Here is a 13,529-nt window from a genome sequence, read left to right on the forward strand (position 1 = left end):
TGAAAGCAGGACTGGCTGAAAGCAGGACGGACCCCGCGTGCGCCTGAGCGCGGGCACGCGCGGAACGATCCGGAGGTCCGACTTCCGGAACTGGACAAGGGTTGTAAAGAAGTGAGCGATTGTGAGCCAAGTCACGCAGAAGCGGACGTTTGGTGATCAGAACCGGGTCACGACCGGGGCCGGGAGGGCCCCGCGCTCACTCCGGCAGGCTCTCCAGCGGGGCCAGGCCGTCGTCGGCCGCCCCGCGGTTCAGCATCGTGCCCTCGGTGCGCTCGAACGCGAGGCGGTAGCGGGCGCGCTGCTGCGCCGTCAGCCCACGGTCTTCGCGCAGGGCGGCGGCCACGTCGATCAGCCGGTGATCCTCGACAGCCCCCTCCGGCAGCTTGCCCGCCTCGTCCGGGTCCGGCGGGATCTCGGTGAAGGTCGGCACGTACCTGGCCCGCACGTCCCAGTCGCCGCCCGCGCGGGTGAACTCGAACCAGCCGATGACGCCCTCCTCGGTCAGGCCGGTGGGCACGTCGTGCCGGGCGACCTCGTTGCCGAGCCCGTAGGCGATCCAGGTGCCGTCCACCTTCTCCATCGGCTGGACGACGTGCGCGTGGTGGCCGATGACGAGGTTGATCCCGGTCCGCTCGGCGATCTGGCGGCCGAGCCGGAGCTGGGAGCGGCTCGGGTTCGGCTGGTTCTCACGGCCCCAGTGGATGGAGAGGATCACGACCTCGGCGCCGGCCGCGCGGGCCCGCTTCTCGGCGGCGGCGATCCGGTCCAGGTCGATCTCGTTGGCCAGCCAGGGCTTGTCCTTGGGGATCTCGTTCCCGTTGAAGCCGAACGCGTAGGCGATCTGGGCGACCTTCACACCCTTGACGTTCATGATCAGCGGCTTGGCGGCCTCGGCGGCGCTGCGCGCGGAGCCGGTGTGCTTCAGGCCCGCCGCGTCCAGCACGTTCAGGGTGTTCACGACGCCACCCACGCCGTGGTCCAGCGTGTGGTTGGAGGCGGTGGAGCAGGTGTCGTAGCCGATGTCCTTGATCGTCGTGGCGATCTGCGGCGGCACCCGGAAGGCGGGGAAGCTCTCGAAGGGGCCCTCCGGCCTGCCCGCGACCGGCTCGAAGTGACAGATCGCCAGATCGGCCTTGCTGATGACGGGCCGGACACCGGCCATCATGGGGCCGAAGTCGAGCCCCTTCTCGCCCTTGCCCGTCGCCTTCGCGTCCTTGCGGGCCTGCTCGGTGAGCTGGGGGTGGATGAGGATGTCGCCGGCGGCGGCGACGGTGAAGGTCGGCTTGCCACCCGCGGCGGCCTCGTCCTCGTCCGAACCGAACGGCCCGCAGGCCGCGGTGCCCGCGAGGAGGACGGCGAGAGCGGCGCCGGATATGCCGATGCGGCGGCGACGGGAGGCGGAGCGAGGGCGTCTGATCACCGAGCTATCTTTATACAACTATGACGGCCAACCGGACGAATACGGTAACAATTGCAATAATCCTCGGCCTCACCCTCGCCGCGAGCGCCCTGCTCACCGCCTGCGCCGGCGGCCGGGACGACACCGTGGACGCCTCCGACACGCGCGCCGACGCCCGTACGGGGACCGATCTGCTGGACCGGGTGACGGACTGGACGGCACGCTTCGGCCCGGACACGGGGTACCGCCCGCCCACCCGGCGCGACCGGACCGCGCTCGCGCACGCCGTCGGCCTGCTGCTCGACGGACGGCGCGGACAGGCCGAAAAGGCCTTGTCCGACGAGGACTTCACCCTGCGCACGGTCGTCGACGCCGCGCACGGGAAGCGGTACACGGAGATCGCCGACCGGTCCGACGAGGGGCCCGCGCCGCGCGGCTGGGGCCGGCTGTACGTCGCGGACGACGGCACGCCGAAGAACCGCCGCTGGACGGTGCAGGTCCCGCACCCGGTCGCGGACCGCGACACGGAGCGGGTCGGCGTGGGGGTCCTGCGCGGCACACCGGGCGGCATCCTGCTGATTGCAGGCGCGCATCGCAAAGCAGGTGTCGGGGACGCGGCGGACGTCGCGCACCGCCGGGACACCGTGTTCGACGCGATCGTCGACGAGCTGGCGGGGCGTTCGCTCCCCGCGGTGCAGGTGCACGGGTTCGCCGATTCCTCCGCTCCGGACGAGGACGTGATCGCCTCGACGGGCAGCGGCTCGATCGCCCGCCCGGAGGGCCGCCGGCTCGCGGACGCGCTGCGGCACGAGGGCTTCTCCGTGTGCCGTGCCTGGACGCGCTCCTGCCCCCTCGAGGGCCGGACGAACGTGCAGGGCCGCGGGGCGTCGGCGGACGGGGTGCCGTTCCTGCACGTCGAGCTGAGCAACCGGATCCGTACCGACGAGGGGCGCACCGCCCGCGCCGTCACCGCGCTCGGCCGGGTCACCGGGCAGTGGCGCCGAGGGGACGGCCGGTCGTGACGACGCTGGTGGTGGACGGTGCGAACGTGGTCGGGTCCGTCCCCGACGGGTGGTGGCGCGACCGCAAGGGCGCCGCGGTCCGGCTCCGCGGCCGCCTGGTGGACTACGCGGCCGCGCATCCGGGAACCGACGTGGTCCTGGTCGTCGAAGGGGCCGCGCGCGGGGTCGAGTCCGTGCCCGGGGTGCGGGTGGAGTCGGCGCCGGGCAGCGGGGACGACCACATCGTGGAGCTCGTGGAACGGCTCGGCGGGCCCTGCACCGTGGTCACCGCCGACCGTGAACTGCGCTCCCGGGTGGAGGCGCTGGGTGCGCGGACCGTGGGGCCGCGCACCGTGCGGCCCTAGGGTCTTTCGCTCCCTGATCCAGCCTGATCCAGACGAAAGACCCTAGAGCCGCCGCCAGTCGGGTGACAGGGTGAGGCCGGGCCCGTCCGGGTCCTGGCGGGTCAGGCGCGGCGCCCCGTCGGCGCCGCGGATCGCGACGACGACGCGGCCGAGGGCGTCGAGCGCCAGGGCCGGGTCGCCGGTGCAGGCCACGCCCGTGTCGGACCACCACATGCCGTGCTCCTCGGCCTCGGTGGCGCAGACGCCGAGCAGCAGCGTGCCGGCCGCCCCGCGCTGGGCGAGGACCGTGCAGTCCTGGCCGTCGACGCGGGCGCGCAGGGCCGCGAGGGCGCCGTCGCCGGGCGATCCGCCGAGCGGTAGGGCGGGCCCGCCGCGCCGGTGGGCCACGACCGAGGCGGAGTCCGGGTCGGTCCAGTAGTAGGTGAGGCGCCCGGGGCCGGTCTCCAGGGCCGTGCCGGACCCGGCCAGCGCCGCGCACTCCTGCGGGGCGTCCACGGGACTGAGGGCACCGTCCGGAACGTCCTGGACCCAGTGCCGTACGCCCTGATCCGAGGGCACGGCGACCTCCACGTGCCCGTCCGAGGTGGCCGCGGGGACCGGGCCGTCGCCGAGGCGGGAGCCGCGCAGGTCCTCCCAGCGCCCCCACGTGCCGTTCTTCTGCTCGCGGCGCAGCTGCAGCCCGCGCCCCGCGTTGCGCAGGAAGACGAAGACGGTGCCCCGGGTGTCGACGGCGGCGGTGGGCACGCCGGCCTTCCGGCCGTTCTCCGCGGTGCGGTACGGATTGCCCAGCGAGCGCCACTCGGTGACGGGGCGTCCGGACTGGTACTGGATGGCGTGCACGATCTCGACGCCGGGATCGTCGGCGCGCGGGCGCCGGGCGAAGAGGTGCACGATCCCGTCGGCGCCCTGCGCGATCACGTGGTCGGTCAGGTGCGCGGCCGGGAAGAAGTCGGGGCCGGTCCACTCGGGGCCGCCGGGCCGCCGCTCGGTCCAGCGCAGCAGCCCGTCGTCGGAGGGTGCGTGGAGGGTGAGTCTGCCGTCCTTGCCCCGGGTGAGCCAGCGGCCGCGGGCCGTCCCCGAGAGCGGGTGCCCTATCGCGTCCCCGGTGTCCTCGGCACTCGTGCCGCCGACGGCGCGGGCAAGGCCCGCGGAGTCCGTCCCCCTCCTCCGCATGGCTGGGTTCACCTTCCCGTTCCCGCCGCGTCGACTGCACGGCATCCCCGCTCGACGCGCCCATCATAGGCACGCGTCGAACGCTTCTGCGATCAGCGCTTGCCGGGGTTCAGGCGGCTGTTGCGGCGCCCGTAGAGGAAGTAGACGACCATGCCGATGACCATCCACACGCCGAAGCGGAGCCAGGTCTCGCCCGGCAGGTTCAGCATCAGCCACAGGGACGCGGCGATGGAGACGATCGGGAGGACCGGGACCCACGGGGTACGGAAGGCGCGGGGCAGGTCGGGGCGGGTGCGGCGCATCACCATCACGCCGACCGCGACGACGACGAAGGCGAACAGGGTGCCGATGTTCACCAGCGTCGCCAGCTCGTTGATGCTGGTGAAGCCGGCCACGATCGAGATGATCACGCCGAGCAGGATGGTCGGCCGGTACGGGGTGCGGAACTTCGGGTGGGTCTTGGAGAAGAAGCGGGGCAGCAGTCCGTCGCGGCTCATGGCGAAGAAGACGCGGGTCTGGCCGAGCAGCAGGATCAGACAGACCGTGGTGAGGCCGATGGCGGCGCCGAAACTGATCACGCCCGCGTAGAAGGGATGCCCGGCGGCCTTGAACGCGTCGGCGAGCGGGGCGCTGACGGACAGTTTCGTGTAGTGCTCCATGCCGGTGACGACGAGGGCGACGGCCACGTACAGGACGGTGCAGATGAGGAGCGAGCCGAGGATGCCGCGGGGCATGTCGCGCTGGGGCAGCTTGGTCTCCTCGGCCGCGGTGGCCACGACGTCGAAGCCGATGAAGGCGAAGAAGACGATGGACGCGGCGGTGAAGATGCCCATGACGCCGAAGTTGGTGGGCTCGTAGCCGAACATCAGCTGGACCAGCGGGGACGTCTCCCAGCCGCCGCCGGTCTCCGGGGTGACGGCCTTGGGGATGAACGGCTTGTAGTTGTCGCCGACGATGAAGAACAGGCCGGCGACGATCACGATCATCACGACGGTGACCTTGATGGCGACGACCAGCGCGGTGATCCGCGCGGACAGCTTCATGCCGAGGACCAGGACCGCGGTCAGGACGAGGACCAGGATGAAGGACAGGATGTCGAAGGTGCCGCCCGGCACGTCCGGCCCTTCGAGTGACGCCGGTAGGTGCCAGCCGATGTTGTCCATCAGGGAGCGCACGTAGCCGGACCAGCCGACGGCGACCACCGCCGTGCCGAGCGCGAACTCGAGGACCAGGTCCCAGCCGATGATCCAGGCGGGCAGCTCGCCGATGGAGGCGTACGCGAAGGTGTACGCGGATCCGGCGACCGGCACGGTGGACGCGAACTCCGCGTAGCACAGCGCCGCGAGCGCGCAGACGATGCCGGCGGCGACGAAGGCCAGCGCGGTCGCGGGTCCCGCGTTCTCCTTGGCCACCTTGCCGGTGAGCACGAAGATGCCGGTGCCGATGATGACGCCGACGCCGAAGACGGTCAGGTCCCAGGCGGACAGGGACTTCCTGAGCGCGTGCTCCGGTTCCTCGGTGTCGCGGATCGACTGCTCGACCGACTTGGTCCGGAACAGGGACTGGTTCCCGTTCCCGTTCGACTGCTGGTCGACGCTCATCGGCGTACCTCCGTACCCATGGCCGTACGCCCATGATTGGGGCAGTCGGCGACGGGCGCGCGTCGAGACCGGGGCCTTTCACACGATCGGGCCGGTCGTGACCTCCTGTGGAGGTCACGCCGGCCCGGGGGCGTGCGCGGGTGCGGGTCAGTCGCGGGCGGGCTCCGCGACGGGGGCCGTCTCGCGCTCGTAGCGGCCGTCGAGCTTCGCCACGAGACCGGTGACCTGGCGGGCGATGTCCGGGGCGGTCAGGCCGATCTCGGCCATGATCTCCTTGCGGGAGGCGTGGTCGAGGAAGCGCGGCGGGATGCCGAAGTCGCGCAGCGGGACGTCGACGCCCGCGTCGCGCAGCGCCTGGGCGATGGCGGAGCCGACGCCGCCGACCCGCGAGTTGTCCTCGACGGTGACGACGACCCGGTGGCGCTCGGCCATCGGGGCGAGGGCCTCGTCGACCGGCTTGACCCAGCGGGGGTCGACGACGGTCGTGGTGATGCCCTGTTTGTCGAGCAGACCGGCGATCTCCAGGCACATCGGGGCGAGCGCGCCGACGGAGACGAGCAGGACGTCGGGCCGGTCGCTGCCGGGCTCGCGCAGGACGTCCATGCCGCCGGCCTTGCCGACGGCCTCGACGGCGGGGCCGACGGCGCCCTTGGAGTAGCGCACGACGGTCGGCGCGTCCTCGACCTGGACGGCCTCGCGCAGCTGGGCGCGGACCTGGTCGGCGTCGCGCGGGGCGGCGATGCGGATGCCGGGGACGACCTGGAGGATCGACATGTCCCACATGCCGTTGTGCGAGGCGCCGTCCGTTCCGGTGATGCCCGCCCGGTCCAGGACGAAGGTGACGCCGCACTTGTGCAGGGCCACGTCCATGAGGAGCTGGTCGAAGGCGCGGTTGAGGAACGTCGCGTAGACGGCGAAGACCGGGTGCAGTCCGCCCGCGGCGAGGCCGGCCGCCGAGGTGGCGGCGTGCTGCTCGGCGATGCCGACGTCGTAGACCCGCTCGGGGAACTCCTCGGCGAACTTCTTCAGGCCGACGGGCTGGAGCATCGCGGCGGTGATCGCGACGATGTCCTCGCGCTCGCGGCCGAGGCGGACCATCTCGTCGCCGAAGACGGAGGTCCAGTCGGCGCCGGACGCCTTGATCGGCAGGCCGGTGTCGGGGTGGATGGGGCCGATGCCGTGGAAGCGGTCGGCCTCGTCCTCGACGGCCGGGCGGTAGCCGCGGCCCTTCTCGGTGAGGCAGTGCACGATCACGGGGCCGCCGAAGCGCTTGGCGCGGGTCAGCGCGGACTCCAGGGCCTCGATGTCGTGGCCGTCGATCGGGCCGACGTACTTGAGGCCGAGGTCCTCGAACATGCCCTGGGGCGAGATGAAGTCCTTGAGGCCCTTCTTGGCACCGTGCAGGGTCTCGTAGAGCGGCCGCCCGACGACGGGGGTGCGCTCGAGGATGTCCTTGCCGCGGGCCAGGAAGCGCTCGTAGCCGTTCGTGGTGCGCAGGGTGGCCAGGTGGTTGGCGAGGCCGCCGATCGTGGGGGCGTAGGAGCGCTCGTTGTCGTTGACGACGATGACGAGGGGGCGGTCCTTGGCGGCCGCGATGTTGTTGAGCGCTTCCCAGGCCATGCCGCCGGTGAGGGCGCCGTCACCGATCACGGCGACGACGTGGTCGTCGGCGCGGCGCAGCTCGTTGGCCTTGGCGAGGCCGTCGGCCCAGCCGAGGACGGTGGAGGCGTGCGAGTTCTCGATGAGGTCGTGGTCCGACTCGGCCTGCGCCGGGTAGCCGGACAGGCCGCCCTTCATCTTCAGCTTCGAGAAGTCCTGGCGGCCGGTGAGCAGCTTGTGCACGTAGGACTGGTGGCCGGTGTCCCACAGGACCTTGTCCTTGGGCGACTCGAAGACGCGGTGCAGGGCGATCGTCAGCTCGACGACGCCGAGGTTGGGGCCGAGGTGGCCGCCGGTCTTCGAAACCGCGTCCACGAGGAAGGTCCGGATCTCTCCCGCCAGCTGGTCCAGCTGCTCCAGGCTGAGCCGGTCCAGATCGCGCGGTCCCGTGATGCGGGTCAGCAGCGGCACCCGTGCCTCCTTGCAATAGAGCTATTCGAGCCGTTCCGGGCTTGTCCAGTCTAATGTTCCGCCTTTGCGCGGGACGCACCGGCGGTGAGGTGTACGTCACGCGTTCGGCTGTACCCCATAGCGGCGTTCCTACGACATGACTGTGCCCGGCACCGTCGTTGGCGCCGGGCACAGGTCTCCGGAGAGCGTCACACCCTCCCGAAAAGGAGACCAAAGCATCCAAATCAAACTTTAATACCGAAAAAGCCGAGCTTGTACTAGCCGATCAGTCAGGACTCAGTCCAGTCTGAGCACAGGTCCAAAGGCTCATCGCCCTCATATTTCCCCACCTGAACACCAACATCAGTGATACCGCCACCGTCGCTCGCATACGTATCCTTGAAGATATAGCCATTATCGGCACCATCAAGGTCCTTATACCAACTCCAGTATTTGATCTCTCCAGATGCATTCTTCGTCAAGAGACGAGCCCGAGCATGGTGACCATCCGCCTCCGTATCAGAAACGCCAATCCGAAGATCAATACGAGTTGAACTGACCGGAGTGTAGTTCACGTAGCCCTCAGCCCCATAAACAGAGCATTGGAGATGGCGGGTGTAAGCGCTGGCAGGCGAGGCAGAAATCCCGACCACTACAGCCGAAACCACACCCACCATAGTCGCCTTAACTCTGAAGCCCGACACTCCACACCCCTAAACTCAAGTTAAATCAACGAAAATAAGCATCACTGATTCAACACGAAGCATGTGGATCACGCAAGCCCCAGCCTCGAACTCTTCACCCGAGGAATGAGCCACCGAAGGGTGGGATACACCTACCTCAAAGAGGATATGCACAACAAAGGCGGATTGCCCCATAAATTCACACACTGAGGCAATCCGTAATCCGAACCGGATGGCTTGCTAGGCGCGACCGGCCGACTTCTGGGTCTTGCGGGTGATCGAGTCGATGACGACCGTGGCGAGAAGCACACCACCGGTGATCATGTACTGGATCGGCGTCTCGATGCTGTTCAGGGAAAGGCCCGACTGGATGGACTGGATCACCAGCACACCGAGCAGCGCGTTCCAGACCCGGCCCCGGCCGCCGAAGAGGCTGGTACCGCCGATGACAGCCGCCGCGATGACGTTCATCAGCAGGTCGCCGGTGCCCGCGCCCTGGTTCGCGGCGTCGATCTTGGAGGCCCAGAAGAGGCCGCCGACCGCGGCGAAGAAGCCGGAGATCGCGAAGACCGAGATGCGCACCGCAGAGACGTTGATACCCGCGCGGCGGGACGCCTCGACGCTGCCGCCGAGCGCGAAGACCTTGCGGCCGTACGAGGTGCGGCGCAGCAGGAAATCGCTGCCCACGAGGGCGATGGCGAACAGCAACGTCGCGAGCGGCAGGCCCTGGTACTGGTTGAAGATCACAGCGGTGCCGAAGGCACCGATCGCGAGCAGGCCCGTACGCAGCAGGATGTCGCTCAGCGGTCGCGACGGGATGCCTGCGGCCTCGCGTCGGCGGTTGCTGAGGAAGACCGGCACGAAGTACGCGACGACCGCGAGAAGCGCGAGGCCGTAGGCCGCGGCGACATCGGAGAAGTAGTACTTGGTGAGGTTGCCGACGATGCCGTCGTACGGAGTGTTGATCGTGCCGTTGGAGCCCAAGATCTGGAGCATGAAGCCGAGCCAGAACAGCAGGCCGGCCAGAGTGACGGCGAAGGCGGGGGCGCCGATGCGGGCGAAGAAGAAGCCGTGGACGGCTCCGATGACGGCACCGGCCGCGAGCGCGGCGAGAACCGCGAGCCAGGGGTTGATCCCGTGGGTGACGCTCATCACGGCGAAGATCGCGGAGGAGACACCGGAGACGGAGCCGACCGACAGGTCGATCTCCCCGAGCAGCAGCACGAAGATGATGCCGATCGACATCATGCCGGTGGCGACCATGTTGACGAAGACGTCGTTGAGGTTGCCCGCGCTCAGGAACCGCGAGTCCAGGCTCTGGAAGATCGCGCAGATGACGATCAGGCCGATGACGACCGGGATCGCGCCGAGCTCACCGGCGCGCATCTTGCGCCTGAACTCGCTGATGTAGCCCGCGAAGCCCTGCTCGCGCACCAGCAGCCGGGGGTCGACGGCGGTGACGGCGTCGGCCGCGGCGGCCGGGGCTGCCACGGAGCCTTCGGGGGCTGCCTTGGTCTTGTCGATGCTCACTTCTGAGCCTCCGCGTTGCTGCGCGCCGCACGACGGGTCACGGCGTTGTCCGTGGCACCGGTGATGGCGGAGATGATCTCTTCCTGCGAGGTGCTCTTAACCTCGAACACACCGTTGTTGCGGCCGAGCCGCAGTACGGCGACCTTGTCGGCGACGGCCTTCACATCGGCCATGTTGTGGCTGATGAGGATGACCGCGTGCCCGCGCTCGCGCAGCCGCTCGACGAGGTCGAGGACCTGGGCGGTCTGCTCGACGCCGAGGGCGGCGGTGGGCTCGTCGAGGATGACCAGCTTGGGCTCGCCGAGCATGGAGCGGGCGATGGCCACGACCTGGCGCTGACCGCCGGAGAGCGAGGCGATCGGGATGCGCACGCTCGGGATGCGGATCGACAGGGTCTTGAGCAGCTCCATGGAGCGCCGCTCCATCTCGACCTCGTCGAGCACGCCGCGCCGCTTGAGCTCACGGCCGAGGAACAGGTTGCCGACGACGTCGATGTTGTCGCACAGCGCGAGGTCCTGGTAGACGGTCGCGATGCCGAGGTTCTGGGCGTCGTGCGGCTTGTTGACCGTGACGGGCTTGCCGTCCCACTCGATGACACCGTCATCGATGGGGTGCACGCCGGCGATCGTCTTGACCAGGGTGGACTTACCGGCGCCGTTGTCGCCGACGAGGGCGACCACCTCTCCGGCGTGGACCTCGAGCTCGACGTCGGTGAGCGCCTGGACGGCACCGAATCGCTTCGAGACCCCGCGCAACGCCAGCACAGGCGTAGCGGACACGTGAACCATCTCCTTCGCCGCCAAAGGCCTGACCCGGCGGGAGGTTGTACCAGGAAGAATGAGGGGGGTGCTGTTCCGTCCGGCGCCTCGCCGTTGAGCTTTGCGGGGCTGTCGGCGGCGGGGCGCCGGACGTGTTTTCCACGGGAGCGCTGCTTCACTGAGCACGCAAGTCCCGTAAGAGATCAGGTCGTTGAGCCGCGACGGCGGCTCAGGCCCGGAGTGGGTTACTTCAGGCCGGCCTTGTCACAGGCGGCCTTGTACGCCGACGTGCAGATCTCGTCGAGGGTGTAGTAGCCCTCCTTGACGACCGTGTCCTTGATGTTGTCCTGGGTCAGGGAGACGACCGGGACGATGACCGCGGGGATGCCCTTGTCGGTGTCGCTGTCGACGGTGCCGGTGGCGATGGAGCTGTCGAGCTTGCCGTCCTTGGCGATCGAGACAGCCATCTTGGCGACGGTCTCGGCCTCCTGCGGGTACGACTTGAAGACGCTCATGTACTGCTCGCCCGACACGATGCGCTGCACACCCGCGAGCTCGGCGTCCTGGCCGGTGACCGGCGGGAGCTTGGAGACGCCGTGGCTCTTCAGGGAGGTGATGATGCCGCCCGCCATGCCGTCGTTGGCGGAGTAGACGCCCTTGATCTTGCCCTTGCCGAGCGAGGAGATGGCGCCGTCCATGTTGGTGGCGGCGTTCTCCGGCTTCCACTCCTTGGTGTCGTAGGACTTGGCGATGTCCACCTTGCCCTTGAGGACGGAGAGGGCGCCCTTCTTGAAGTCGGCCGCGTTCGGGTCGGTGCTCGCGCCGTTCATCATGACGATCTTGCTGCTGGGCTTGGCGTCCCCGCCCATGGCCTTCAGCAGGGCCTCGCCCTGGGTCTTGCCGACCTCCTGGTTGTCGAAGGAGGTGTACGCGGCGATCGGACCCTGCGCCAGGCGGTCGTAGGCGACGACCGGGATGCCCTTGTCCTTGGCCTTCTTCACGCCCGAGGCGACGGCCTTGTAGTCGACCGCGTCCAATATCAGGACGTCGACCTTCTTGGTGATCATCGTGTCGATCTGCTGCGACTGCAGGCTGGCGTCCTGCTTGGCGTTGAGGTAGTCGACCTTGCCCTTGCCGTTGGTCAGGTCGCTGATCTGCTTCTCGATGATCGGCTTGTCGAACTTCTCGTAGCGAGCCGTCTGGTTCTCCGGCAGCAGCAGGCCGACGGTGATGGCGTCGCCCTTCTTGCCGGCGGTCTTCTCGGTGTCGCTCTTGTCGCCCGACTCCTTCGCGCTGCCACAGGCGGCGAGGGACACGGCCATGGCAGTGGCACAGAACGCAACGGCGGCACGACGCATACGCGTGTTCACTTCAGAAACCTCCCTGACGAGGCCGCGACGTTGCGGCCGAGGTAGCGGAAAGTCAACTCGGCCGCAACATCATCGTCAAGGAGTAAATCCTTAACGAGATGGCAACGGTGTCATGTGTTCTCTAAGTGAAGACAGGCGTGGGCGCGGACGCGGTGCCGTCCAAAAGGGTTGAATCCCCCATCTCGCTGAGGGCCAGGGCGAGCGCCCCGAGCACCTCCGCGCGACCACCCAACGCTCCCGGCAGGACCGAGAGTTGACGCGCGGCGCTCGGGATCGCGTAGCGGCTCACCGACTCCCTTATGGGGCCGAGGACCAGCTCCCCGGCCTCCGCCAGATCGCCGCCGAGGACGACCCGGGAGGGGTTCAGCAGATTGCAGAGATTCGCGACGCCGGAGCCGATGTGACGGCCCACGTCGGCGATGACCCGGCGGCAGCCCGGGTCGCCGTCCCGGGCGAGCCGTACGACGCCCTCCATGGTCAGGTCGGTGCCGTGGCTCGACTGGAGCAGCTGGAGCACGTAGCGCGCCGCGGTGAAGGTCTCCAGGCAGCCGCGGTTGCCGCAGCGGCAGACCGGGCCCGACTCGTCCAGCGTGATGTGCCCGATCTCGCCCGCCGTGCCGCCCGGGCCGCGGTAGATCGAGCCGTCGATCACCAGACCGGCGCCGACACCGCTCGCGACCTTGATGTACGCCAGGTCCCGCACCCCGCGCCCGCTGCCCCAGACGAGCTCGCCGAGGGCGCCCAGGTTCGCGTCGTTGTCGACGTGCACGGGCACGCCCAGGCGGCGGCCCAGCTCCTCGGCGGGCTTGGTGCCGGTCCAGCCCGGCAGGATGGACGTGGAGCCGAGCGTGCCGCTCTCCACGTCGATCGGGCCCGGGACGCCGAGTCCGACGCCCGCGACCTTGGAGCGGTCCACGCCGGTCGCCGCGACCAGGCGCTCGACCAGCTGCTCGGCGCGGTCGAAGCCCTGCGCGGCGCTCGCGTCGACGTCCAGCGGCTCGGCCTCCTCGGCGAGCACCTGGTGGGCCAGGTTGCCGATCGCGACGCGCAGGTGCGTGTGGCCGAAGTCGACGCCGATGACGATGCCCGCGTCACCGCTGAGCGACACGCTGCGGGCCCTGCGTCCGCCGGCCGAGGTGGGCGTGACCTCGACCGTCCCCCCGTCCTTCAGCTCCCGGACGATGTTGGAGACGGTCGCCGCGGACAGACCCGTCGTACGGGCGATCTCGGCCTGCGTGAGCGATCCGGCGAGGCGCACGGCGCGCACGACCCGCTCCAGATTGGCCCGGTGCAGCGACGACTGCGACCCCGGAGTCTCCATTGACTCATCCCACCCTTTAGCCCTTTGGCGGGCGGCCCCCGTGAATGAGCCGTCCGTGGCCCGCGTCACACGGACAGTGACCGGGCCTTGTACAAGTTATGAACTCCAAGCTCCGCTGAAGGGGCCCATGGCGTCAAGCCCTTGACAGAAATCGGTTCCTATACCGATACGCACGTAAGACAGGGGTGGGGGGGGGGGGGGGGGGGGGGGGGGGGGGGGGGGGGGGGGGGGGGGGGGGGGGGGGGGGGGGGGGGGGGGGGGGGGGGGGGGGGGGGGGGG

General features: G+C 69.5%; 11 protein-coding genes. 2 read left to right on the top strand and 9 right to left on the bottom strand.

The window, feature by feature from the left end:
• Window positions 1-196 precede the first annotated feature (196 nt).
• Window positions 197-1,420 (bottom strand): CapA family protein, encoded by a 1,224-nt coding sequence (locus ACIBTU_RS32270; protein ID WP_399130201.1) that lies wholly within the window; start codon window positions 1,418-1,420, stop codon window positions 197-199.
• 20 nt (window positions 1,421-1,440) lie between these two features.
• On the opposite strand from ACIBTU_RS32270, the gene ACIBTU_RS32275 reads away from it, so the two are divergent.
• Both ACIBTU_RS32275 and ACIBTU_RS32280 read left to right on the top strand, forming a co-directional pair.
• A complete protein-coding gene (locus tag ACIBTU_RS32275; protein ID WP_399130202.1) occupies window positions 1,441-2,421 on the top strand; it encodes a hypothetical protein in 981 nt (326 codons plus the stop codon).
• On the top strand, window positions 2,418-2,765 hold the full coding sequence (locus ACIBTU_RS32280) for an NTP pyrophosphohydrolase (protein WP_399130203.1): 348 nt from the start codon (window positions 2,418-2,420) through the stop codon (window positions 2,763-2,765). The genes ACIBTU_RS32275 and ACIBTU_RS32280 overlap by 4 nt, the downstream gene beginning before the upstream one ends.
• Before the next feature lie 42 nt (window positions 2,766-2,807).
• Here the strand turns inward: ACIBTU_RS32280 and ACIBTU_RS32285 are convergent, their stop codons facing one another.
• The 8 genes from ACIBTU_RS32285 to ACIBTU_RS32320 all read right to left on the bottom strand — a co-directional run bounded on the left by ACIBTU_RS32285 (window position 2,808) and on the right by ACIBTU_RS32320 (window position 13,250).
• Window positions 2,808-3,938 (bottom strand): hypothetical protein, encoded by a 1,131-nt coding sequence (locus ACIBTU_RS32285; RefSeq protein WP_399130204.1) that lies wholly within the window; start codon window positions 3,936-3,938, stop codon window positions 2,808-2,810.
• A gap of 92 nt (window positions 3,939-4,030) precedes the next feature.
• Window positions 4,031-5,539: an amino acid permease gene (locus ACIBTU_RS32290; RefSeq protein WP_399130205.1), complete on the bottom strand. Its 1,509-nt coding sequence runs from the start codon at window positions 5,537-5,539 to the stop codon at window positions 4,031-4,033.
• A gap of 147 nt (window positions 5,540-5,686) precedes the next feature.
• Window positions 5,687-7,609, bottom strand: coding sequence for a 1-deoxy-D-xylulose-5-phosphate synthase (dxs, locus tag ACIBTU_RS32295; protein WP_399130206.1), 1,923 nt, complete (start codon window positions 7,607-7,609; stop codon window positions 5,687-5,689).
• Window positions 7,610-7,878: 269 nt separating this feature from the next.
• On the bottom strand, window positions 7,879-8,256 hold the full coding sequence (locus ACIBTU_RS32300) for a hypothetical protein (RefSeq protein WP_399130207.1): 378 nt from the start codon (window positions 8,254-8,256) through the stop codon (window positions 7,879-7,881).
• 255 nt (window positions 8,257-8,511) lie between these two features.
• Complete coding sequence (locus ACIBTU_RS32305) at window positions 8,512-9,801, bottom strand: sugar ABC transporter permease (protein ID WP_399130208.1); 1,290 nt, start codon at window positions 9,799-9,801, stop codon at window positions 8,512-8,514.
• The gene (locus ACIBTU_RS32310; RefSeq protein WP_399130209.1) at window positions 9,798-10,589 is read right to left on the bottom strand and encodes an ATP-binding cassette domain-containing protein; all 792 of its coding nucleotides are present in this window, start codon (window positions 10,587-10,589) and stop codon (window positions 9,798-9,800) included. The genes ACIBTU_RS32305 and ACIBTU_RS32310 overlap by 4 nt, the downstream gene beginning before the upstream one ends.
• Window positions 10,590-10,804: 215 nt before the next feature.
• Window positions 10,805-11,929 (bottom strand): sugar ABC transporter substrate-binding protein, encoded by a 1,125-nt coding sequence (locus tag ACIBTU_RS32315; protein ID WP_399130210.1) that lies wholly within the window; start codon window positions 11,927-11,929, stop codon window positions 10,805-10,807.
• Between the two features lie 121 nt (window positions 11,930-12,050).
• A complete protein-coding gene (locus tag ACIBTU_RS32320) occupies window positions 12,051-13,250 on the bottom strand; it encodes an ROK family protein (RefSeq protein ID WP_399130211.1) in 1,200 nt (399 codons plus the stop codon).
• Between the last annotated feature and the right edge of the window lie 279 nt (window positions 13,251-13,529).

The sequence above is a fragment of the Streptomyces sp. NPDC050145 genome (genome assembly GCF_044460245.1).
In the GTDB taxonomy this organism is placed as follows: domain Bacteria; phylum Actinomycetota; class Actinomycetes; order Streptomycetales; family Streptomycetaceae; genus Streptomyces.